Annotated in this window: 23 protein-coding genes; 20 read left to right on the top strand and 3 right to left on the bottom strand. The window is 58.4% G+C overall.

Annotation, left to right across the window (positions count from 1 at the left end; all coding sequences use genetic code 11):
- Position 1 precedes the first annotated feature (1 nt).
- Genes FD02_RS05190 through purD form a run of 9 tightly spaced genes read left to right on the top strand, consistent with a single transcriptional unit; the run spans position 2 to position 9,592 of the window.
- A complete protein-coding gene (locus FD02_RS05190; RefSeq protein WP_056951159.1) occupies positions 2-718 on the top strand; it encodes a phosphoribosylaminoimidazolesuccinocarboxamide synthase in 717 nt (238 codons plus the stop codon).
- Complete coding sequence (gene purS / locus FD02_RS05185) at positions 711-962, top strand: phosphoribosylformylglycinamidine synthase subunit PurS (protein WP_054721948.1); 252 nt, start codon at positions 711-713, stop codon at positions 960-962. The genes FD02_RS05190 and purS overlap by 8 nt, the downstream gene beginning before the upstream one ends.
- The gene (gene purQ, locus FD02_RS05180; protein ID WP_054721945.1) at positions 959-1,633 is read left to right on the top strand and encodes a phosphoribosylformylglycinamidine synthase subunit PurQ; all 675 of its coding nucleotides are present in this window, start codon (positions 959-961) and stop codon (positions 1,631-1,633) included. The genes purS and purQ overlap by 4 nt, the downstream gene beginning before the upstream one ends.
- Complete coding sequence (gene purL / locus FD02_RS05175) at positions 1,617-3,809, top strand: phosphoribosylformylglycinamidine synthase subunit PurL (RefSeq protein WP_056950991.1); 2,193 nt, start codon at positions 1,617-1,619, stop codon at positions 3,807-3,809. The genes purQ and purL overlap by 17 nt, the downstream gene beginning before the upstream one ends.
- Entirely contained in the window at positions 3,794-5,251 is a 1,458-nt protein-coding gene (purF, locus tag FD02_RS05170; RefSeq protein WP_056950989.1) for an amidophosphoribosyltransferase, read from the top strand. Before purL ends, purF begins: the two co-directional genes overlap by 16 nt.
- A gap of 25 nt (positions 5,252-5,276) precedes the next feature.
- Positions 5,277-6,278 carry a phosphoribosylformylglycinamidine cyclo-ligase gene (gene purM, locus FD02_RS05165; protein ID WP_056950987.1) on the top strand — a complete coding sequence of 334 codons (1,002 nt, stop codon included), beginning with the start codon at positions 5,277-5,279 and terminating at the stop codon, positions 6,276-6,278.
- Entirely contained in the window at positions 6,275-6,829 is a 555-nt protein-coding gene (purN, locus tag FD02_RS05160; RefSeq protein ID WP_056950985.1) for a phosphoribosylglycinamide formyltransferase, read from the top strand. Before purM ends, purN begins: the two co-directional genes overlap by 4 nt.
- A complete protein-coding gene (gene purH, locus FD02_RS05155) occupies positions 6,826-8,346 on the top strand; it encodes a bifunctional phosphoribosylaminoimidazolecarboxamide formyltransferase/IMP cyclohydrolase (RefSeq protein WP_056950983.1) in 1,521 nt (506 codons plus the stop codon). The genes purN and purH overlap by 4 nt, the downstream gene beginning before the upstream one ends.
- A 10-nt stretch (positions 8,347-8,356) precedes the next feature.
- Positions 8,357-9,592, top strand: coding sequence for a phosphoribosylamine--glycine ligase (gene purD / locus FD02_RS05150; protein WP_056950980.1), 1,236 nt, complete (start codon positions 8,357-8,359; stop codon positions 9,590-9,592).
- A gap of 104 nt (positions 9,593-9,696) precedes the next feature.
- On the opposite strand, the gene asnA is transcribed toward purD, so the two are convergent.
- The gene (asnA, locus tag FD02_RS05145) at positions 9,697-10,704 is read right to left on the bottom strand and encodes an aspartate--ammonia ligase (RefSeq protein WP_056950978.1); all 1,008 of its coding nucleotides are present in this window, start codon (positions 10,702-10,704) and stop codon (positions 9,697-9,699) included.
- 473 nt (positions 10,705-11,177) lie between these two features.
- On the opposite strand from asnA, the gene FD02_RS05140 reads away from it, so the two are divergent.
- The 11 genes from FD02_RS05140 to FD02_RS05090 all read left to right on the top strand — a co-directional run bounded on the left by FD02_RS05140 (position 11,178) and on the right by FD02_RS05090 (position 21,282).
- A complete protein-coding gene (locus FD02_RS05140) occupies positions 11,178-11,591 on the top strand; it encodes a hypothetical protein (RefSeq protein ID WP_054721937.1) in 414 nt (137 codons plus the stop codon).
- Positions 11,592-11,603: 12 nt separating this feature from the next.
- Complete coding sequence (locus tag FD02_RS05135) at positions 11,604-12,461, top strand: alpha/beta hydrolase (RefSeq protein WP_235806677.1); 858 nt, start codon at positions 11,604-11,606, stop codon at positions 12,459-12,461.
- 123 nt (positions 12,462-12,584) lie between these two features.
- The gene (locus tag FD02_RS05130; protein ID WP_054721931.1) at positions 12,585-13,397 is read left to right on the top strand and encodes an ABC transporter permease subunit; all 813 of its coding nucleotides are present in this window, start codon (positions 12,585-12,587) and stop codon (positions 13,395-13,397) included.
- Entirely contained in the window at positions 13,394-14,101 is a 708-nt protein-coding gene (locus tag FD02_RS05125) for an ABC transporter ATP-binding protein (protein WP_056950976.1), read from the top strand. Before FD02_RS05130 ends, FD02_RS05125 begins: the two co-directional genes overlap by 4 nt.
- Before the next feature lie 2 nt (positions 14,102-14,103).
- Positions 14,104-15,315, top strand: coding sequence for an acyltransferase (locus tag FD02_RS05120; RefSeq protein WP_056950974.1), 1,212 nt, complete (start codon positions 14,104-14,106; stop codon positions 15,313-15,315).
- Positions 15,272-16,807, top strand: a complete 1,536-nt coding sequence (locus FD02_RS05115; protein WP_054721927.1) for an AMP-binding protein — start codon at positions 15,272-15,274, stop codon at positions 16,805-16,807. The genes FD02_RS05120 and FD02_RS05115 overlap by 44 nt, the downstream gene beginning before the upstream one ends.
- On the top strand, positions 16,804-17,763 hold the full coding sequence (locus FD02_RS05110; RefSeq protein WP_054721925.1) for an aliphatic sulfonate ABC transporter substrate-binding protein: 960 nt from the start codon (positions 16,804-16,806) through the stop codon (positions 17,761-17,763). The genes FD02_RS05115 and FD02_RS05110 overlap by 4 nt, the downstream gene beginning before the upstream one ends.
- Positions 17,764-17,860: 97 nt before the next feature.
- On the top strand, positions 17,861-18,715 hold the full coding sequence (locus tag FD02_RS05105; RefSeq protein WP_235806676.1) for a hypothetical protein: 855 nt from the start codon (positions 17,861-17,863) through the stop codon (positions 18,713-18,715).
- Between the two features lie 28 nt (positions 18,716-18,743).
- Complete coding sequence (locus tag FD02_RS05100) at positions 18,744-19,823, top strand: hypothetical protein (RefSeq protein ID WP_056950970.1); 1,080 nt, start codon at positions 18,744-18,746, stop codon at positions 19,821-19,823.
- 66 nt (positions 19,824-19,889) lie between these two features.
- Entirely contained in the window at positions 19,890-20,705 is an 816-nt protein-coding gene (gene msrA / locus FD02_RS05095) for a peptide-methionine (S)-S-oxide reductase MsrA (RefSeq protein WP_054721917.1), read from the top strand.
- Between the two features lie 49 nt (positions 20,706-20,754).
- Entirely contained in the window at positions 20,755-21,282 is a 528-nt protein-coding gene (locus FD02_RS05090; RefSeq protein WP_054721915.1) for a GNAT family N-acetyltransferase, read from the top strand.
- A gap of 31 nt (positions 21,283-21,313) precedes the next feature.
- On the opposite strand, the gene FD02_RS05085 is transcribed toward FD02_RS05090, so the two are convergent.
- Both FD02_RS05085 and FD02_RS05080 read right to left on the bottom strand, forming a co-directional pair.
- Complete coding sequence (locus FD02_RS05085) at positions 21,314-22,525, bottom strand: MFS transporter (RefSeq protein ID WP_054721912.1); 1,212 nt, start codon at positions 22,523-22,525, stop codon at positions 21,314-21,316.
- A gap of 97 nt (positions 22,526-22,622) precedes the next feature.
- On the bottom strand, positions 22,623-22,961 hold the full coding sequence (locus tag FD02_RS05080) for a hypothetical protein (protein ID WP_054721911.1): 339 nt from the start codon (positions 22,959-22,961) through the stop codon (positions 22,623-22,625).
- Between the last annotated feature and the right edge of the window lie 62 nt (positions 22,962-23,023).

Here is a 23,023-nt window from a genome sequence, read left to right as displayed (position 1 = left end):
CATCACGAAAACTGAGTTGTTGACCACTGGCAAGGCCAAGCAGGTCTTTGCCACCACGGATCCAGACACCTTGTGGCTGGAGTACCTCGATCAAGCCACGGCGTTGAACGGCAAGAAAAAAGTCGCGATTGCCGGCAAAGGCACACTCAACCTGCAGATTTCTAGCCGCCTGTTTGAGGCGCTGGTCGCGGCGGGCTTGCCGACCCATTACGTAGGTAGCCCGACTGCCACCAGCATGCTGGTGCGCAAGTGCACGATGATTCGCTTGGAAGCAGTCGTGCGCAATCAAGCTGCGGGATCTTTTGCCAAGAAGTTTGGGGTGGCGGCTGGGCAACTACTGACGCCCGCGGTACACGAATGGTACCTGAAAAGCGACGCCTTAGATGATCCGTTCATTAACGACGAGCAGGTGCAAGCACTCGGCTTGGCCGATGCTGACACGTTAATGGCGATGCGCGGCTTAAGCGATCAAGTCAACGCGGTGTTGACGACACTGTTTGCCAAGCGCGGCATCACCTTGGTGGACTTCAAGCTCGAGTTTGGCCGCCTGGCGGATGGCCGCCTGGTAGTTGCCGATGAATTATCGCCGGATAACATGCGCTTGGTCGACGTCGCGACCGGCGCCGATTTGGATAAGGACGTCTTCCGCCAAGACCAAGGCCCGCTGACGCCGGTTTACGCAGAAGTGTTGCAACGATTGGAGGCCGCCCATGTATAAAGCCAAGATTTTTGTGAACTACAAACCCAGCGTGCTCGATCCCAAAGCCACGGTGATTCAGCAAACCCTGACGCGCTTGGGCCAAACCAACGTCGATTCGGTGATGGTTGGGAAGTATTTTGAACTCGTGCTGCAAGGCAATGAAGCCGCGGTCAACGAGCAGGTGGCGAAGTTGTGTTCGGAAATGTTGGCCAACGTCAACATGGAGACGTATCGCTACACGCTTGAGGAGGTCGAGGCATGAAGGCGGCGGTGTTGAATTTTCCCGGGTCCAACTGCGCCGAAGACCTGTTGTGGGCGGTGGGACCGATTGCCGGAGCGCATGCGGAGATTGTCCCCGCCACCGCGACTGACTTAACTGGGTACGACTTGGTGCTAGTACCAGGCGGATTTTCCTACGGGGATTACCTGCGCAGCGGCGCCATCGCCAAGTTTGCGCCGGTGATGCCGGCGCTGCGCGCCTTCGCTGAAGCTGGCGGGTACGTGCTGGGTATCTGCAACGGGTTTCAGATCTTGACGGAGGCCGGCTTGCTTCCTGGTGCGCTTCAATGGAATCGGGACCTCACGTTTATCTGCGAGCCCGAGCCACTGGTGGTGGAAAATGCGACTACGGCGTTTACCCGGCGGTACACCGCCGGTCAAGTGATTACCTTGCCGATTGCTCATGGCGAAGGCAACTACTATGCCGACGACGCCACTTTAACGGCGCTAGAGGCGCACCACCAAGTTGTGCTGCGGTATCAGCACAACCCGAATGGCAGCTGCCGCGACATTGCCGGCATCACGAACGAGGCGGGCAATGTGATGGGGATGATGCCTCATCCCGAGCGCGCGGTGGAGGCGTTGCTCGGTGGCACGGATGGGTTAGGTATGTTTGAGTCCCTGATGGAGGTGTGTGATGGCGCCTACGCCTGAACAAATTAAACGTGAGCGGCTGTATGAACCCCTTGGCTTGACGACGGCTGAATACGACCGGTTCGCCGAGTTGCTAGGGCGGTTGCCGAATTACACGGAGATGGGCCTGCAAAGCGGCATGTGGAGCGAACATTGCAGCTACAAGTACAGTAAGCCGATTCTCAAAACGTTTTGGACGCACAACGAGCGCGTCGTGATGGGGCCCGGCGAAGGCGCTGGGGTCATCGATATCGGCGACGGGATGGCCGTCGTATTTAAGGCCGAAAGCCACAACCACCCGAGCGCAGTTGAGCCGTATGAAGGCGCCGCCACGGGCGTTGGTGGCATCATCCGCGATATTTTTTCCATCGGCGCCAAGCCGGTGGCCAGCCTTGACAGCCTGGCGTTTGGCAGTGACTTCACGCCGCACAACCAGCAGCTGATCGACCAGGTGGTGGCCGGCATCGGCGGGTACGGCAATTCCATCGGCATTCCCACCATCGGCGGCGAGGTGCAGTTCGACGCCAGCTACCAGCAAAATCCGCTGGTTAACGCGATGTGCGTCGGCGTGATGCCGAAGTCCGCCTTGCAAAAAGGGGCCGCGGCTGGGGCAGGCAACGCCATTATCTACGTCGGGGCCATGACCGGGCGTGACGGCATCAACGGCGCGAGCTTCGCCTCAAGTGAATTCACCGACGAAGCTGCCGACCGCTCGGCGGTCCAAGTGGGCGATCCGTTTATGGAAAAATTGCTCACCGACGCTTGTCTGGAAGTGACCCGCGACCACCGGGCAGCCTTGGTGGGGATGCAAGACATGGGGGCCGCCGGCTTGGTGTCGAGTTCCGCGGAAATGGCCAGCAAGGCTGGCTACGGCGTGACTTTGAATCTGGATTTGATCCCGCAGCGGGAGCCGAACATGACGCCATTTGAAATCATGTTAAGTGAATCTCAAGAGCGCATGTTGCTGTGCGTGAAGGCGGGGCATGAAGCCGAAATTCTTGCGGTGTTTGCGGAATACGACCTCGAAGCCGTGGTGTGTGGTCGTGTTACCGCTGATGGGCAGTACCGCTTGTATCACCACGACGAACTCGTCTGCGACATTCCGGTCACGGCCTTAACCGACGCGGTGCCAACCTACACCACCACGCCGCGGATTCCCGCCGCCTTGGCGCATCCCGCCCCGGATTTTGTCCCGGTGGTGGCAGACGCGACCGCCACCTTGCAGGCCCTCCTGGCGCTGCCGAACATTGCGAGCAAGCGCGCATTATTCTCGCGGTATGATGCGCAGGTCCAAACCAACACGGTGGTGCTACCTGGCGACGACGCCGGCGTGATTCGCGTCCGCGGCACTCACAAGGCGTTAGCGGTGACGACCGACTCGAACGGCCGCTTGTTGGCGCTGGATCCGTATCGCGGTGGGGCCATGACGGTGTGTGAGGCGGCGGCAAACTTGATTGCCACTGGCGCCACGCCGCTGGGCATTACCGACTGCTTAAACTACGGTGATCCTCGCAAACCGGAAGTGTATTACATGCTACAAGAAAGCGCCCGCGGCATCACCGAAGCGACGCGCGCCTGGAACACGCCGGTGGTGTCCGGCAACGTCTCGCTGTACAACGAAACTTCGGGTGAGGCGATTGCGCCGACGCCGATGATCGGCATGGTGGGTCTGATTGACGACCTGTCGGCGATTACCACCGTTGGCTTCAAGCAAGCCGGCGACGTCGTGTACTTGGTGGGTCAAACTGGCGACGACTTCAACGGGAGCAGCCTGCAGTTTCTTCAAACGGGACAATACGCCGGGCGCATCACGGGGTTTGACTTGCCGACCGCGGTGGCAACCGGGCAAGCCGTGTTGACGGCGATTCAGGCGCATTTGGTCACCGCCTGCCACGACTTGAGTGACGGCGGCTTGGCGGCAGGCTTGGTGGAAATGGCCGCTTCCAACGTGCTTGGGGCGCGGTTGACGACGTCTTTGACGAATGCCCAACTCTTTGCGGAAACGCCAGGACGGTTCCTGGTGACCGTGGCTCCGGCTGACGTGGCGGCGTTTGAGGCCCTAGTACCGCAAGCCACCCGGCTCGGGCCAGTTGGGGGCAACCAGTTGTGCATCGACACCTGCGACGGGGGAGTCAATGCGCCAATCGCAGACTTGATTCAGACTCAGCAGGAGGCATTGGCATGGCAGTTGGCGTAGAACCGCGCAGTTTAAATGAAGAGTGCGGCGTCTTCGGCGTGTGGGGCGACCCCAACGCGGTGGCTTTGACGCACCTGGGCCTGCACACCTTGCAGCACCGTGGTCAGGAAGGGGCCGGCATCGTTGGCTTCGATGGCCACACTTTGCGGCGTCATCGCGGGTTCGGTTTGGTGAGTCAAGTGTTCGCTGACCCCGCCGACCTCACGGCGCTCACCGGCTCGGCGGCGTTGGGTCACGTGCGGTACGCCACAGCCGGGGGCAAGGTGTTGGAAAATGTCCAGCCCTTGCTGTTTCGGTTTTCAGACGGGCCGGTGGCGTTAGCGCACAATGGTAATTTAACCAATGCGGTGAGCCTGCGCGCGGAGTTGGAGGCTAACGGCGCGATTTTTCAATCGACCAGCGATACCGAGTGCCTGATGCACCTCATTCGGCGCAGTCACGCCGGAGACTTTACCGCCCAGTTGAAGGCCGCCTTGAATCAGGTGCACGGCGGTTTTGCCTTCGCGCTATTAACGCCAAGCGGCCTGTACGCTGCTGTTGATCCGCATGGCTTCCGGCCGCTGGTCATCGGCACACTGGCTAGTGGCGGGGTGGTAGTGGCTAGCGAAACGGCGGCATTGACCGCGGTGGGGGCGACGCTGACCCACGAGTTGGCGCCAGGCGAGCTGGCGGTGATCACCGATGCGGGGATTGCCGTGTCCGCGTACACCACTCAAACTGAGTTAGCCATTTGCTCGATGGAGTACATCTATTTTGCCCGGCCGGACTCCGTGATTCATGGGGTCAACATCCATCAAGCCCGGGTGCGAATGGGGGAGCGCTTGGCCGCTGAGCAGCCGGCGGCCGGTGACATCGTTGTCGGCGTGCCGAACTCGTCGTTAAGTGCGGCGATGGGCTACGCCCGCGCCAGCGGCATCCCCTACGAAATGGGGTTGGTGAAATCCCAATATGTGGCGCGTACGTTCATTCAGCCCACTCAGGATCTGCGCGAACGCAGCGTGCGTCTCAAACTTTCCGCAATTAGTTCCGTCGTCGCCAGGAAGCGAGTGATTTTAGTCGACGACTCACTGGTGCGCGGGACCACTGCGATTCAACTGGTCCGCTTGCTGAAAGATGCCGGCGCCGCTGCCGTTCACCTGCGCATCGCCAGCCCACCACTGCGCTTTCCGTGTTTTTACGGCATCGACATTCAAACCACTGCTGAACTCATGGCGGCCAATCACACCGTCGCCGATATGAAAGAATTGTTAGGCGTGGCGTCGCTGGCCTTTTTGTCGACAGCTGGGTTGGAACAGGCGGTGGGGTTGACCACCACGGCTCCGCATGGTGGCTTGTGTGTGGCGTATTTCACCGGCGAGTACCCGACACCGCTGGACGACTACGAGGTGGCGTATCGCGCCGAGCTTGCGACCTTGCATCCCGACGTGAACGTGCATGCCTGAGTCGGGCCAGTCAAAAGGAGGAACCATGGACGATTACAAAGCAGCCGGCGTGAACATCGCCGCCGGGGCCGAAGCGGTAGCCCGCATGGCGACCAGCCTAGCCGCCACTCGTGATGACAACGTGATCGGTTCGGCCACTGGTTTTGCTGCCGGGTATCGCCTGCCACCGGTCCCTGAGCCGGTGCTGGTCAGCGCCACCGATGGCGTGGGGACCAAGTTATTGTTGGCCCTGCAGGAGGATCGGCATGACACCATCGGGATCGATTTAGTGGCGATGGTGGCCAATGACTTGTTGGCCCAAGGTGCGCAGCCGCTATTTTTCCTGGATTATTTGGCTACCGATGTCGTTGTACCCGAGCGGGTGGCGACCATTGTGGCCGGAATCGCGGCAGGGTGTCAGCAGGCCGGCATGGCCTTGATTGGCGGTGAAACGGCTGAAATGCCAGGGATGTATCCGGCTGATCATTACGATTTGGCAGGCTTTGCGGTGGGCATCGCCAGTGCGTCTCAACTGCTGCCCCACGGCGTCGCCGCGGGGGATGTGCTGCTCGGGTTACCAAGCAGCGGCGTGCACAGCAACGGCTACTCGCTGGTGCGCAAACTGTTGGCTGAAACGTCACTGGCCGCCGCACCGCTGGCAGATGGCACGCCGATGCTAGCCGCGCTGTTGGCCCCCACCCGGATTTACGTCCAGGCCGTGACGCCGTTAATCACCGCCGGCCTGGTGCATGGCATCGCCCATATTACCGGCGGCGGCTTTACCGAAAACTTGCCGCGGATTTTGCCAGCCAAGTTGGCGGCACGCTTGCGGCCTTGGCCACTACCGGAATTATTCCAGCGGCTACAGGAAGCCGGCAACCTAAGTTTAGCCACGATGCGGCGGACGTTTAACCTGGGTTTTGGCTTGGTGCTCGCCGTGGCCCCGGAGGCTGTTGCTGCTGTGCAAGCCGCGCTACCCGAGGCGCAAGTCATTGGGCGAGTCGAGCCGCGCGCAGGGCAAGCCGTTGAATGGGAGGCGAAGGGATGAGCACCATTAGCGTCTTCGCGTCTGGAACTGGATCCAATTTTGAGGCACTGGCGGACGCTGGTCTGCCCATCGCCATGGTGGTGTGCGACCACGCCGATGCCCCGGTCGTCGCTAAGGCCCAAGCCCGCAGCATCGCCACGTTCATCATTGATTACCGCGATTATCCCACCAAGGCCGCAGCCGAGACCGCCATTTTGGCCGCGTTACCCGCCAGCGACCTGATCGTGTTGGCAGGGTACATGCGCATCATCGGACCGACGTTGCTGGCGGCGTACCCCGGGCAAATCATCAACCTACACCCTGCGCTGTTGCCGAGTTTTCCCGGCCGCACAGGAATCGCCGATGCGTATGCGTATGGCGTCAAGGTCACCGGCGTCACGGTCCACGTCGTCGATGCTGGCATCGACTCGGGCCGAATTCTTGCCCAAGCACCCGTGCGCATTTTGCCCGGCGAGTCGCTTGCGCACTTGGAAGCGCGCATCCATGCTGTCGAACACCAATTGCTGCCGCACACGGTGGCTGCCATCTTAAAGGAGGAACTTGCCCTGTGAAACGCGCCTTACTTTCCGTTTATGACAAAACTGATATTGTGAGCTTTGCTCAAGGCTTGATCGATTTAGGCTTTGAACTAGTGGCGACCGGCGGGACCCAAACCGCCTTGACTGAGGGCGGACTTGCAGTGACGCCGGTTGAAACCATCACCGGGTTTCCTGAGATGCTCGGCGGGCGCGTCAAGACGTTGCACCCAGCTGTACATGCGGGCATCTTGGCGCGGCGCGAGGACCCTGCGGACATGGCCGCCATCGCCGCGCAGGACATTGCGCCTGTTGATGTCGTGGCCATCAACTTGTATCCCTTTGCGGCCACGATTGCGCAGCCTGGCGTGACCCGCGGCGAAGCAATTGAGCAAATCGATATCGGTGGCCCAACGGCATTACGCGCGGCCGCGAAAAACGCCGCTGCAGTTTGGGCAGTGTGCGATCCCGCCGATTATGCGGCGGCGCTCGCCGGGATTGCGGCAGATGATGGCGATCTGCGGCAGCGTCTAGCGGCGAAGGTGTTCCAAACCACGGCGGCTTATGATGCGCAAATTGCCGCTTACCTCGACCCCGAGCCGTTTCCGGTGCAATTCACGCCGACTTATACGCGCCGCGAGTTAATGCGCTATGGTGAGAATAGCCACCAACAAGCCGCGTTTTACGTGGCGCCCGACGCACCGGCGGCGAGCTTGGCCAACGCCACGCAACTGCACGGCAAGGCAATGTCTTACAACAATTTGAAGGACGCGGATGCCGCATTGGCCATGGTGCAGGAATTCGACCGACCCGCGGTGGTCGCCGTCAAGCACATGAACCCGTGTGGCATCGGTCTTGGCGATACAATCGAAGCGGCCTGGGATAAGGCGTACGCCGCAGATTCGATGTCGATTTTTGGCGGCATCATTGCGTTGAACCGGCCGGTGGATTTAGCCACGGCGACCAAGATGCACGCGTTGTTTCTCGAAATCATCATGGCGCCTAGTTTTGATGACGACGCCTACGCCATTTTGGCAAAGAAAAAAAATCTCCGCCTCCTCACGCTTTCGCTGGGCACGCAACCACAAGGTCAGTTGGAAAGCGTCTCGGTGGTCGGTGGCTTATTGCGACAAACGCGTGACGAACAGATTGAAACAGGCGCCGATTTAACGGTGGTCACCAAGCTGGCCCCGACTCCGGAGCAAGAGGCGGCCTTATTGTTCGCCCAGCAAGTGGTTAAGCACGTCAAGAGTAACGCCATCGTCGTGGCCAAGGCAGACCAGACGCTGGGCATCGGCGCTGGGCAAATGAATCGCATCGGTTCGGTGGAAATTGCCATTCGCCAGGCGCAAACGAATCCGGCCTTTGCTGGCGCGGTGATGGCCTCGGACGCCTTTTTCCCGATGGACGACTGCGTGCGCTACGCGGCGCAACATGGGATTCGCGCGATCATCCAACCCGGCGGCTCGATTCGCGACGCTGATTCCATCGCTGTGGCCGACGAGTATGGCATTGCGATGGTGACCACTGGCGTGCGGCACTTTAGACATTAGGAGGGACAATATGGCAGTCCTCATCATTGGTAACGGGGCGCGGGAAAGCGCGCTGGGCAAAACATTCTTACAATCGCCAGCAGTGTCGACGGTGTATGTCGCGCCGGGCAACGGTGGGATGCCGTTGATTGGCCTCACGCCGGTTGCTATTAGCGAGTTTGACTTTCCGGCGTTGATTGCTTTTGCGCAGACCCATGCCGTCGACTTCACGTTCGTTGGGCCCGAGGCACCACTGGCTGCTGGCATCGTGGACGCGTTTGAGGCTGCGGGCTTGCCGGTGTTCGGTCCGCGGCAGGCGGTGGCCCAGCTCGAGGCCAGCAAGCAATTTGCTAAGGCCTTTCTGCGGCGGCACGGGCTTCCAACGGCAGATGCGCGGGTGGTGAAGACACTTGCTGCCGCGCAGGCGGCCGTAGCCGCGTTCGGGTTACCGGTGGTGATCAAAGCTGACGGATTAGCGGCGGGCAAGGGTGTCGTGGTGGCCGAAACCGCGGCGCAGGCCACGGCGACCTTGCGTGACATCTACGCGGTCGAAACGCCGACCGTGGTGATCGAGGCGTATTTACAAGGGCAAGAAGCATCGGTATTGGCGTTGTATCACGACGAGCATCACGTGACGTTGCCGTTAGCCCAAGACCACAAACGGCGCGATGAAGGCGACAAGGGGCCCAATACCGGCGGCATGGGGGCCATTAGCCCAGCGCCTCAGTTTACTGATACCGAGCAGCGCCAGGCCCAAGCCTTGGTGACGCAAACGCTAAGTGGCATGGTCGCCGAAGGTTTAACCGGCACCGGGGTGCTGTATATTGGGTTGATGTTCACGGCGACTGGACCGCAGATTCTGGAGTATAATCTGCGCTTCGGCGATCCGGAGACACAAGTACTGTTGCCGCAGGTGACCAACGACTGGTATGACCTAATTGTGACCTTGATGGCAGGGAAGACACCGACCTTGCACCTTAATGGACAAACGTATTGCGCGGTCGTGGCGGCGCACCCCAGCTATCCCGGCACCACCAAGCCCGCGCTGCCCGTCATCACACCAAGCACCGAGCAAACCGCTTATTGGCTCCCGGCTGGTGTAGCGGCAACGGCGACTGGTTTGAAGACGCACGGCGGCCGCGTGTTTACCGTGGTGGGTGAAGGGGCCGACTTGGCGGCGGCGCAAGCCAGCGCATACGCAAGGCTGGCGCCGCTACAAGGCGAGCTCGCCGTTCGTTCCGACATCGGCTGGCACGCCTTAGCTTAAGCGCAAGAATCAACGACAGCACTGGCTGTCGTTTTTCTTTGGCTGAAAACAAAAAACGACCGGTAACTTTCACCCTGAAAGTCACCGGTCGCAATGCCAGTAGATTATAGAATATGGATGCCGGCCGCTTCACATTGGTCGATCATTTCTTGAGGCCAGATGCTGGCTTGGACCTCGCCGACGTGCGCCTTGCCCAGTAGCAACATGCACAGGCGTGATTGGCCGATCCCGCCGCCAATGGTGTAAGGTAATTCACCTTTCATGATCATTTGGTGGAAAGGCAACTGCAGGCGGTCTTCGGCATCGGCTGCCTTTAGCTGGCGAGCCATCGCGGCTTCGTCCACGCGAATGCCCATGCTGGACAGTTCTAAGGCGTGGCCGAGTGGCTCGTACCAAAAGAGGATGTCACCGTTTAAGGACCAGTCGTCATAATCAGGCGCGCGGCCGTCGTGGCGCTTGCCTGACTTCAACAAGCCGCCGATTTGCATCAAGAAGACACAGCCGAGTTCCTTGGTAATGGCGTCTTCGCGTTCCTGAGGCGTCTTGTCGGGCCAGCGGTCTTCCAGCTCCTGAGTGGTGACGAAGTGAATCTCGTCTGGCAAATGGTGTACGGCTTGTGGGTACTTGTACCACACCTCGTGTTCCATGTGCTTGATGACCTTGAAAATGGTCTTGACGGTTTCCTGTAAGGTAGCCGTGGTGCGTTCTTCCTTGGCGATGACCTTTTCCCAGTCCCATTGATCGACGTAAATCGAGTGGAGATTGTCGAGGTCTTCGTCTTTGCGAATGGCGTTCATGTTGGTGTAGAGGCCTTCATGCAGGCCAAATCCGTAACGGTGCAGCGCGAGGCGCTTCCACTTGGCCAAGGAGTGGACGATTTCGATTTGCTTGCCTGGCATGTCGGCCATCGTGAAGGACACGGGAGTTTCTACGCCATTCAGGTTGTCGTTCAGCCCGGTGGCGCGGTCGACAAACATCGGCGCGCTGAGCCGAGACAGGTTCATTTCCTTACCGAATTCGTCTTGGAATGTTTCGCGAATAAAGCGAATGGCAGCCTGGGTTTCGCGAACAGTAAGCTTGGCATCGTAATGTTCCGGAATAATTAAATGCATGAGCGATTCTCCTTAATTGATGATCCACAACAGTCAACATTGTTTGGAGAAATAAAAAAAGTCTTTCATCCCAAACCATGGGACGAAAGACTTTATTTCGCGGTACCACCCAAGTTGCCTGCCGAAACAGGCCACCTCTACACGCACTAACATGCGCTGCGGTGGTAACGGACCGCGTACGGCACCGCCTACTTTGACCAGCATTTGGGCGGGGCAACACCGTGAGTGTTATTCGGTCAAAGCAGCGCCGCAACAGGTTTCCACTATTCCTGCCTCACTGGTACGGATGACTCGGCTTACTTGTCTCACGTCAGTTTTTAAACTTGTTTTAATGCAATCATCATAGCACGTGATTTTGGCATGTCAATCAGCAAACGCAAAAAAAGTTGCACTTAAGTTTGCTTAAATTTGGTTTTGCCCCCGTCAGCATTTGCGCAGAGCTGGTATAGTAAATGAAAGACGGAGGGAAGACGATGAAACAATGGGTAATGATGTTGGTTGCTGCGGCGGGCGTTGGCCTCGCCGGGTGCACCCAGCAAACGTCGAACAGCGGCTCGGCTTCGGCGACTAGCCGAGAACAAGCCGCCAAGGATTACTTGACCGGACCGAAGCAACGCGGCTTAACGGTCAGCAACGTGAACACGCTGACTCAGACAGATCTGCCAAGCAATGTTCAGGCAACGACGGCAGTGGCGTTTACCGGTGAAAGCCAGACGCCTATGCAGGTGATGACGTTTAAGACGCAAGCGGCGGCTACCACCGCGCGGCAGTACTACGTGAAGCAGCAGTTGCGCACCTACACGGATCGCCGCGTGCTGTTCACTGCCGAGCGCACGCTTGGCCGGGAGTGGTTTACGAAATATCAACAGGCAATTTTCCGTCAATAGGAGGTGAGGGGCATGCGCAGAAAAATGATGTTAGTCGTCTTAATGCTCGGCTTGCTTGGCGTCATTGCCCCGGTTCACCATGCGGCCGTGACCACGGCCGAATCTCGGCCGGTTGCGCGCTACCACGAACCGACGCTGTTGATTCATGGTTACCGCGCCGGGCCACACGCCTTCGATGCATTCATTCGCCGCGCCGAGTTGACCCGGCGCGGGCGGTTGACCCTGACGGCCTTCATCGGGCAGCAGGGGATCAGCTACCACGGCCGGTGGCGCCCTGGCGTACAACATCCGCTGATTCGGGTCGTGTTTACGGATAATCACCGCTCGTGGCAGGCGAATGCGCAGGGGCTCAACACGTTATTGCGGCAATTAAAGGCTCGATATGGCGTGCAAAGTTTTAACGCCGTTGCGCATTCTCGTGGTAACATGGATTTATTGACGGCTTACGGTGAGCAGCACCCCTTAGTGTTGCGCCGCGCGGTGTTGGTGGCGGTACCGGCAAACGGGAAAATCCGCATCGATGATCCCCTCGGGCAGAATCGGTTATTGGCCAATGGTCAGCCGCTGTATCAACACCCCCAATATCGTGATTTGGTGCGGCTGCGGGCGACCTTTCCGTGGCACACCACGCGTGTGTTAAGCGTGATGGGAAACATTGGCAACGGCAGCGACGGCGTGTTGACGAATGTCTCCAGCCAATCGCTGGCCCCGGCGTTAGGACGACGATTTGCCAGCTTCAAGCAAGTTGTGGTCACCGGCCGGGATGTGAATCACCACTGGCTAATTCGCCGCAATCCTCGCGTGATCAGCCTGGCCATGCAGTTTCTGTGGCCGCACACTCGCGCTTCTGGACCACGTGCGATTACCTAAGCCACCAGCCCACGCTGGTGGCTTCTTTTGTATTCAAGGCGGACAAAACTCCGTAAATGTTCACATTTTAATCAATTTTTCCAGATAAACTAATTTCAACGCTCAATTTTTGGAGATGACATCATGGAAAACGCAACGGTCTTGCCGCAGTCAAAGCAACAACCGCATCAACTGAATTGGCACCGCCTGCTCCCGTGGCTCATTCCTGTGGCCTTGGTCGGCGCGTGGCAGTTCGCCGTGTCCGCCGGCTGGCTGGATCAGCAGTTAATTCCCTCCCCGCTGGCGGTGGTGCAAGACGGGGTGGCCCTGTGGCAAACTGGAGAACTGCCGAAAAACATCGCCATCAGCCTGTTTCGCGCCACCGTCGGCTTTGCCATTGGCGGCAGCATCGGGTTTGTGCTCGGCTTACTCAACGGCCTGTCCAAAGTAGCCCGTGGGCTGACCGACACCACAATTCAGATGCTGCGCAACATCCCGCACCTGTCGTTAATTCCCTTGGTGATTATCATGCTGGGTATTGGCGAATCGGCCAAGATTTCACTGGTCAGCGTCGGGGTGATGTTTCCCATTTACATCAACACTTACTCCGGTATTCGCAACATCGATCCAGAGCTTCTGGAAATGGGGCGCACTTATGGGTTAACTCGGCGTCAGCTGTTCAGCAAGATCGTGTTCCCCGGGGCGTTGCCGACGATTCTCGTCGGTGTGCGGTACGCCTTAGGGGTGATGTGGACGACGCTGATTGTGGCCGAAACCATTTCGAGTAATTCCGGTATCGGCTACATGGCCAGCAACGCCCAGGAGTTCATGGACATGGCAACGGTGCTGTTGTGCATCGTGATTTACGCCTTGTTAGGTAAATTGTCCGATATTATCGCTAAAACGTTGGAAAGTCTTTGCCTCGATTGGCAAACGAAAGGAGGGGCCCGGGCATGACGCCATTGATCACACTTGACCGCATTGGCAAGCAATATGGTGCCAACACGGCCTTACACGACGTCAACTTCAGCATCTATCCCGGTGAGTTTGTCGCGTTGGTGGGGATGTCTGGCGGCGGGAAAAGTACGATTTTGCGCCTAATTGCCGGCCTCGAAGCGGCAAGTGCTGGCAACTTATCCTATGCTGGCGGCCAGGCCCCGGTGACGCGGGTGATGTTTCAAAACGACCGCCTGCTGCCGTGGATGACCGCTATTCAAAATGTGTCCTTCCACGCTCGTGACGCCGACACCCAGTCGCGCGCCAAGCAAACTCTAGCTGCAGTCGGCTTGGCGGCGTTTGCCAATCAGTATCCCAACCAGCTGTCCGGGGGGCAAAAGCAGCGGCTGGCCTTGGCCCGGGCGCTGATGGCCCAACCCGAGCTGTTATTGCTTGACGAACCGCTTGGCGCGTTAGACGCCTTGACGCGGCGTAACATGCAGGACTTCATTCGCCAAATCGTGGCCGAACAACACCTCACTACGTTGCTGATCACACACGATGTCGAGGAGGCTGCGCGGATGGCCGATCGCATTATCGTCATTAAGAATGGCAGCAACGTGTACGAGGCGACCGGCGCTAAAGATGGCACCGCGGCGCAAGTGGCCACTGTGGCCCAAGACGTGTTGCAGGTGATTTTGCAACCAAGCGGACAGGCGGTGTAAACGTGGCAGATAAACCTAAAAGACGGCCGTACCTTCACGAAGTCGACTTGATGCGCATCATTTTTATTTTCGGGGTGTTGTTGAATCACACCACGACGGCCTTCACGCAGCAAATGGTCGACGCGGAAGGTTGGGCCCACATGTCGCTGTTGGCGACGCATCTGCTGATCCACTTTACCCGAATGGGCTTCATGTTTATGTCTGGCCTAGTGTTGACGTTGAATTACTATGGGCGCCACGACTGGCCGACATTTTTCAAGAAGCGCTTTGCCGGTTCTGGTTGGCCATATTTGCTGTGGAACTTCCTGCTCTTATTCATGGCCACCGTCTTGATGCAACCCGGGTTCACCTGGGCGAAGTTTGGACCGACTTACCTCATTGCGTTGCTGCATGGGGATCAGTTTTACATGTACTACATTCTCGTCACCATGCAGTTGTACGTGGTGTTCCCGGCGATGATGTGGCTGTTTCGCCGCGTCGATCGCCATGGCGCCATCTTGGCGGTGAGCGCCTTGATTCAACTGGCGGTTGTCGCGACGATTAAATACGGCTATCCGCACATTGACCGCTCCGGGTGGCCGTGGTGGTTTGCCGCGTACGGCGTTAACGTCTTTACCTACCAGTTTTACTTTATTTTCGGGGCCTTCACGGCGCGGCACTACCAAGCCGTCGTGGCCTTCATTCGGCGGCACATCCGCCCGCTAGCGACCATCACCGGGCTGATGTCCATCGGCACCGTGCCGTATTACTTCTGGAATCGTCAAGTCCTCGGGCTGACGCACGATGCGGCCGTGTCGCCGCATCAGCCGTACATGTTTATTTACGATACCGTGATGATCTGCTTCGTATTCTGGGTCGGCCTACAGTATGCAGACTGGCGCCAGCGCGATATTCCGCCGCGCGTCGAATGGTTTGTCAAAACCGGCAGTAAGGTGTCGTTTGGCATTTATCTCGACCAAACTATTGGCTTGACGCTGTTACGGGCCTTGCTAGTTAGCGTGCACGTGCCGGATTGGGGCTACCTCGTTTTGATTCCGGTGGGTTATATTTTCGTGCTCGCCGTGTCATTTGGCATCGCATATTTCTGCTACAAAGTACCACCGTTTGGGTTGCTGATTGGTCGCCCGCAGTGGCATATCCTGAAAAAGAACCGGAAAGGAGCGATCGCCCATGACCGCACTCAATCAGTACCTGTCTCACCAACTACAAAATGAGGCCACCCAAGCCGTGGTCAAGGATATTACCAGCGACCGGTGGTTTACCGGCGCCGAGGTGGCCGAAGATGTCGCCAGCTTTGCGGCCCGGCTCACGGCGGCCAAGATTGGGCGCGGCGATACGCTGTTGATTTGCCTACCCAACCGCGCGGTGTTTCTGCCGCTGGAGCAGGCTGCGTGGCAGCTTGGCGTGGCGGTTCATCCCATCGCGCCGGATACGCCGTTACCGGAGTTGTTAGCCGATCAAGCCGAGCACCACTACGCGGCGATGATTCTCCAGCCGAGCTTAGCCGCCCAGCTACCGGGTGGCGACTATCAGGTGACACCCTTAGCAATGATTTTGGCGCAAGACTTGCGCCTCGCCGTGGTGGCCGCCGCGGTAGCCAACCGGGCGAGCGCGCCAAGCGGCACCGTGCAAGAAGACGACCTGGCGTTAATTATGCACACTAGCGGGACAACCGGTAAGCCTAAGCGCGTCGGCCTGACTCATCGCATCGTGGCCAACGCCGCGCGCCACGACGCCGAAAGCAACACCATGAGTGCTGACACCGTGGCGTTAATTACGATGCCGATGTTTCATATCAACTCGCAGGTAATGGTGACGCAGGCCATTCGCTACGCCGGCGGGAAGATTGTGATTGCCCCGAAGTTTTCGGCTTCGCGGTACTGGAACTGGGTGGCAGATAACGGCGTCGATTGGACGGCGGTGGTACCGACCATCATCAGTTTCTTGTTGCTAAATGAACATTCTTTGGCCACTTATGATGCACGGCAAGCTGAGATTCACTTGCGGTTTGTGCGCAGCTCGAGTTTTGCCTTGCCCGAGGAACGGCTGCGGGAATTTCAGGACCGGTTTCACACCACCATCATCGAAGGCTACGGCATGACCGAAGCTAGCAGCCAGTGCACCATCAACCCGTTTGACGCACCGAAAATCGGCAGTGCCGGCAAGGCGGTAGGGACGGATGTGGCGATTCACACAGCGGCCGGCGAGTTTACCACCGCGCCAAATGTCGACGGGGAGATTGCCATTCGCGGCGACCACGTCATCACGAGCTACCTCGATCCGCACCCGGATGCCTTTGTCGATGGCTGGTTTCTCACCGGGGATTTGGGCTACTTCGACGCCGATCAGTACCTGTTCGTTCGCGGCCGCAGCAAGGAAATTATTTCTCGCGGTGGGGAAAAAGTCGCCCCGGCCGCCGTGGAAAGTGTCCTCGCCGAGCTCGATTTCATCGAGCAACTCGCCGTAATTGGCCTGCCCGATCCGCTGTATGGTGAGGAGGTCACGGCGGTGGTCGTGACGACCCATCCGGGGATCAACGAGGCGGCCGATCGCCAAACCATTCTCGAGTACGGGCGCGCGCGGCTGGCCAAGTTCGAGGCGCCGACGCGAGTCGAGTTTGTCCGCAGCTTTCCCCGCAACACGACGGGCAAGGTTCTGCGCCCGGCGCTCCGTGACCAACTCTTAGCAATAGGAGCAGCCAAATGAAACGAAAACTGACCCTCACCGTATTCCTCGTTGCCTTGGCTGCCTGGCTTGGCGTCGCCGTTTACGGCTATTTTCAAACTGATGTCGCCAGCACCACGTTGACTAAAGTGGTGGTGGGCTACCAAAAAGCGGATCCAGTCGACATTTCCCGGCAGCGCGGCGAGTTGGCCAAGAAAATGAAGGCCAAGGGCTATCAAGTTGTTTTCAAGGAATTTCAAGACGGCGCCGCGTTAATGACCGCGCTGAAGGCGGGGAGCATTGACTACGCGCGGCTGGGGGACACGCCGCCGGTAGTGAACCAGGCGGCCGGCATGGACCTGGTTTACGTTGGTGCTGGTGCCAGCAAGGAAAATGGCACCGGCGTGTTGGTCAAGCAAAACGGGAGCATTCAACAGTTGGCCGACTTGAAAGGTAAACGCATCGCTTACGCCAAGGGCACGGCCGCGCAGTTCATGATCATTCAGGCGCTGAAGCAGGCGGGCTTGTCGACCAGCGACGTGACCTTGGTGAACATGGACCAAAGCGCCGCTTCCGTCGCGTTTGCCAAGGGCAAGGTCGACGCTTGGGTCACCTGGGATCCGTATACCGCCACCGCGCAGAAACAACAAAACGCGAAGTTGTTGATTACCGCTAAGGGTTTGGCCAAGAATCGCGACTTTGTGGTGTCGACGCGCAAGTACGCCAAAGCTAATCCGACCGTGACTAAGCTATTCTTGCAGTATCTCGGTGAAGACATGACCTGGGCGAATGCCAATAAAGCCAAAGTCTCGACCATGTTGAGCAAGACGTTGCGCCTCAGCAAAGCCATCACGAACTTGGTGGTCAAGCGCCGCAGTTTTTCCTTTAGCGCGGTCACTAGCGCCATTGTGAAGGAACAACAAACCATCGCCGATGTCTTTTATCAAGCCGGACTCATCGACAAGCAAATCAATGTTGGCCAGGCCTTACTGAACTAGCGCACCACCAGACGCGGTGGATTGGCTTGTGGCTCACTCAATGTGTGTTATATTTAGGCACGATAAAGGAGTGAGTCAATTGTCAAAGGTATGGTTAGTGCGGCAGGCAATCCGTGGCCACGAACAAGTGTGGATGGTGTATGTCCTCGCTGCTGGGTTTTTATTGTTTGGAGCGGCGGCCATTGGGTTGAGCCTGATTGGTCGACGCACCAAGGTCGAAGCCGACCGTGAAACGAACCACCTGTTTTTAGGGGTGGGGATTTTTGCGGCCGGTTTTGGCTTGCTGATGGCCTTGATGATGCTCAACGTCGATTGGCTAGGGGAAACGCTGCAAGGCGCCGGGTTCAACAGATTCTTGTTGGTGTTGGTCGTGGTGTTCGGCCTGGTGGAGCCAACCGCCTACGCGGCCTGGGTAATCTTAGCCAACGGTGGCGCGCGGCCGGGTTTTGCGGTGCGGTCGCTCATGATCTGGACGAATGTCGCCTTACCGTTCATCATGATCTTGACTTGGGCGGCAAAACCGCCAAAGGGTTCAGTGCTTGCGCAAACCTTCTGGGGCTTTTGGGGGTTCTTGGTGATCATGCTGTACTCCGGCATCTTGAATTATTTCACGTTACGTTGGCTCGGGCGCGGTGGCAGCAAGCGCCTCATGCAAAGTGCACGGGCGCTGGGCCCGTCATCTAGTCTGTTTTGGCATTTTGCCACGGCGGCCACATGTTTTTTCATCATGGCAGAATTAGCCGCGTTTGCGTGGTTGAATCACGCGCCGCTGCCTGCGCACCAACCCGCGCGGGCCATCGTTGGGCTCACCGAGGTGTTGCTACTGTTGTTTGGGTTACCCATCGGCCTGATGATCGCCGCGCAACACCTGACGGATTGGCTCCATCATTTGTGCGGGTTAGACCGGTTGTCGGCCGCCGAGCAAGCCAAGCTCAACCACACCAACGAGTAGCCTAACGAATGGCGGAGAAGGGGCAATCATGAAAAAGTGGGCAGTCTTAAGCTTTGCATTCATTATCGTCGGCTTGGCCGGCTGTCACTCGACCCCTAGTGCGCAACCGGCTAGTCGTCAGGCTTTGAATCACGCCGAAACGATTTGGCATGATATCGGGAGTTGGACGGCAGGCAAGTATACGGCCCAAGCCGCCAGCGTTGCGCCGACGGTTGTGGTCACGCGCCACGGGCTGGCTGTCGGCAGTACGGCGCTGACCTACGCGCAGGCGAAAACGGCAATTCGTACGCAAACCTCGTTGGTCAAACCCCATTGGTTCACGCTGAAACAGCTTAACGCCGGCTTAGCCAAGGCGAAGGCCGGGTTTGTGCTGAAGCAGCTGACGGACTTAACGTTTTATCGCACCGCGGTGACGCCGGTGCCGACGACGGGCTTCGTCGCCCGCGGCAAGCGGCTGTATGCCATCGAGATTCTTGCCACTGGCGACACAGCTGCCAAGCTACCGGCCATCACCGTGTATGCCAGCGCCGGGCGCCAGCCACAGCGCGTGGCCACGAGCGATTTGGCTGGCCGCTGGGTCGGCGCCGACGGCAGGCAGTTGCGGGTGATTGGTGACAAGCTTTACCAAAATGCCACGCTCGGCGCCAGTCGCCAGCTGATTCAGCCGCTGCGCAAGGTGGCGGTCGACCAATTATATTCCGCGACCTACTTGCAGCACCTGGCTGTGGCCGCCCAACGCGGGTATCGGTTAACTCGCGCGACCACGACTTTGGCCACTGACGGCAGCACGCTGTACGTCTTTTTATCCAAGCAGCGAATGGTGGGCATAAGTTCGGCCGGCAGCGTCACCTTCACCAAAACCAATCGTGGCCAAGATACCAGTCAGGTCAAAGCAGACATCTTGAAGGTCTTTGCCGCCGCTGACGCCCGCCAGGATTTATTGCCGGCGATCAGCGTCGCCGATATTGGGAGCAGTCATTACGAGGTGGCCTGCCACGCCTTTAGCATGTTGACGGATCCGTATGCCAGCAAGGACATCGATTGGCAGAAGGCCACCTTGGTGAATCAGCGGGTGATGATTACTGATATGTATCCGGAGCTGAAGTAGCCGGCACTAGTTGAATTGTGCACAACCGTTTGCGATAATGGAGGCATCATCAACGGAGGTGCGGCGATGAATGAGGCGGTTTTGCAACAGTTGTATGATTTGAGTTTGAATCCGGCGACGCGCGACTGGGAGCGCCAGCAGATTAACGCGGCTAAGCGCGCGATCGAAGGTGGGGCCAGTAGCGGGGCAAGCCTCGCGACGCTCGAGGCGGCATTGCGGCCGCTTGCCGTCCGTCAGAATCTCACGCCCGCGGTGGCCGATTGGTACGCCGGCTACACCGGGGATGCGGCGGCCGCTATGGTCACCGACCTTTCGCTGCACGACCAGCCGGATCCGGCTGGCCAGGCCCGGGCGATTTTTGCCGGTGGGTGTTTCTGGTGCATGGTCGAGCCGTTCGTGACCCGACCTGGGATTCGTGCGGTGATTTCCGGCTATACTGGCGGTCAGCTGGCCGCGCCGACCTACGAGCAGGTCAGCACCGGCGCCACTGGCCACGTCGAAGCCGTGGAGATTATTTACGCTACCGCGCTCGTCAGCTATCAAGATTTGCTAGACGTCTATTGGCAACTGATTGATCCCACAGACGGAGGCGGTCAAATCAACGATCGCGGCACGCAATACCGGCCCGTGATTTTCGTGCAAAATGCCGCCGAGCAAGCCGCCGCCCTAGCCAGCAAGCAGGCCCAAGCGGCGAACTACGCCAAGCCCATCGCCGTGGCCATCGAAGCCGCTGGTCCATTTTGGCCGGCGGAAAATTATCACCAGGATTATTACCGCAAGCATCCCCGCGAGTTCAAGGCATACGAGGCCGGACGCACCCAATGGCTGGCCTGGTTGCATCTGCAAACCAAGCTGCGCCGCTTGACGCGCCGCCAAGCCTAAGCTAAGCTCGTGAGCAGGCGGCCGAGTCCGGCGCAGATTGGAGAAGCACATGACCATTACGATTCAGCAAATTACGACAGCTAACGAGGCGGACCTTCGCCTGCCCAACGAACCTTTTCCCATCATTGGTGAATTTCTGGTCACGCGCACCGACACGGGCTGGTCGCACCAAGAGCGGCTAGCGGCCCAAGTGCACGAGCAAACTTTTCCGGAAGAAAATTATCAACTTTCTGCCATCGATGCGGCGGGCTTTGCCTTAGGCGCCTACGCCGAAGGCAAGTGCGTCGGCTTGGCGACGTTTGAATATCAATTCAATCGCTTCGTGTACTTAGCTGACTTAAAGGTCACGCAGACTTATCGGCGCAGTGGGGTGGCACGGGCATTGCTTGATGCGGCCCAACCGATTGCCCAGGCGCATGGCAGCCAAGGCTTGTGCACCATCGCCCAAGGTAGCAACGTGATTGCCAATCGCTTTTATCTCGCGTATGGGTTTCAGATCGGCGGGCTAGAAACGTTTCGGTACGAATTCACCCGAGCCAAGGGGGAAACCGACATTCATTACTGGTTGGCCTACTAAAGAAGCCGAGTTGACGATAGTCAACTCGGCTTTATTTGCGGAGACTCGGTTCGGTGAACCACAGAAACAGAAAATTGATGAGCAACAAGCTGGCCGTTGAAATGAAGACGACGTTATAGCCAAATGCCCCGGCGAGGGAACCGCCAAGCAGCGACCCAAACATATTGCCGAGGGCTTGAAACGATTGGTTCCAAGAGAAAATCACGCTGGTGGCGCTAGCTGGCGAGTTTTTCGTCAGCAAGGTTTGAATCGTGGGGAATAACGCCCCGTCGGAAATCCCGACCAGCAGGCGCAGTCCGCCGAGCAGCCAGATGCTGGTGACGAAGCCTTGCGGGAGGTAAACCAGCACGGCAAACAAGTAGCCGGCAATCAGGACCCGACCGCTGCCGTGTTTGTCCCCGTAAGCGCCGAGGCGCGGGGCGGCAAGGATGTTGGAAATTCCGGGCAAGGCGGCGATGATGCCGGCGACCAGCGCCACAGCACCCGCGTTATGCATCAGCTCCTTGACGTACAGGCTGATAATTGGCGCAATTGACGTGTTGCCGAGTTGCACGAACATCGTGGACAACAGCAACACGATGATGAGCTTCGGGTTGGTGAATTGGCCCAGCAACCCTTTGAGGCCGGTGCCGGCGGCGGCATCGCGGCGGATGGGAACGAAGTGCTCCGTCACGAAAAACGCGGACAGTAAGCCGGCCACGGCGAGCAAGGCGGCGGTAATGAAAAAAGTGTGGCGAATCGAGAATAGCTGCGCCAATACCCCGCCGATAATGGGACCCATCAACATTCCCGAGGTGGAGCCGGTGACCAAGGTGCCTAGCGCTCGGCCGCTGTGTTGCCGCGGGGTTTGGCTGGCAATCAGCGCCTGGGCGTTGCTGATGAAGCCGGAGAAGACGCCTTGCAGGGCCCGCAAGCCCAACAGTTGCCAGACGTTGGTGACTAACCCCATCAAGAACATGGCGGCGGCCATCCCAAACGCGGCGCGAATCAGCATGATCTTGCGGCCTTTGCGATCGGCTAACGCGCCCCACAACGGACTGACAATAGCGGTGACGAGAAACGTCGCGGCGTAAACCAGGCCGCTATAAAACGAAACCTGAGACTTGGTGAAGTTGCCGAGCTCGCCGACGTATAGCGACATGAACGGCATGATTTCGCTAAAGGCGATGCCGGCAACAAACGTACAAAACCATAAGACACGTAAATTACGGCGCCACGGGTTTTGCTCACGAGACTGATCCATGGCAAATTTGACCTCTTTTCTGAAAACCACAACTGATTATTATGCCGCTTTTTCATGTAAAAGTAAAAACACCACCAGCATTGGACTGGTGGTGCAACTAGCCGCGGATGTGACCGGCGGTGATGGCTTGACGAATTTGGGTTTGGACCCACAACAGCGTGGCGTGGGGATCCGCTTGAAAGCGCGGCACCAAATCGGTGGTCGAAAGCGCGGTGGATTGATAGATCGGAACATCCGAAATGTCGGTGATGGTCAGTCCGCTGGCGGTGAGGCTGGCGGTGAGATACCCGCCCTCAAAGGCCTCACCCAGCAGCTCCTGAATCCAATTTTGCAACCCGCCGGCGATGACCTCGGGTTCGGTTAACGGGTGCGCGGTGTGCTGGGAGCGAGCAACCAAGTCGGCCACTTGGGCCATGGTTTCTGGAATTTCGTGCATGAGTGCCTCCTTGTGCTTGGCGCGAGTTTGATTTGTTGTGGCCATTATACTCCGCTGGCCCT

Origin of the sequence: Lacticaseibacillus nasuensis JCM 17158 (genome assembly GCF_001434705.1) — a bacterium.
Lineage (GTDB): Bacteria > Bacillota > Bacilli > Lactobacillales > Lactobacillaceae > Lacticaseibacillus > Lacticaseibacillus nasuensis.
The sequence above is the reverse complement of the archived record's forward strand: the minus strand, read 5'-3'. Positions and strand labels throughout refer to the sequence as shown.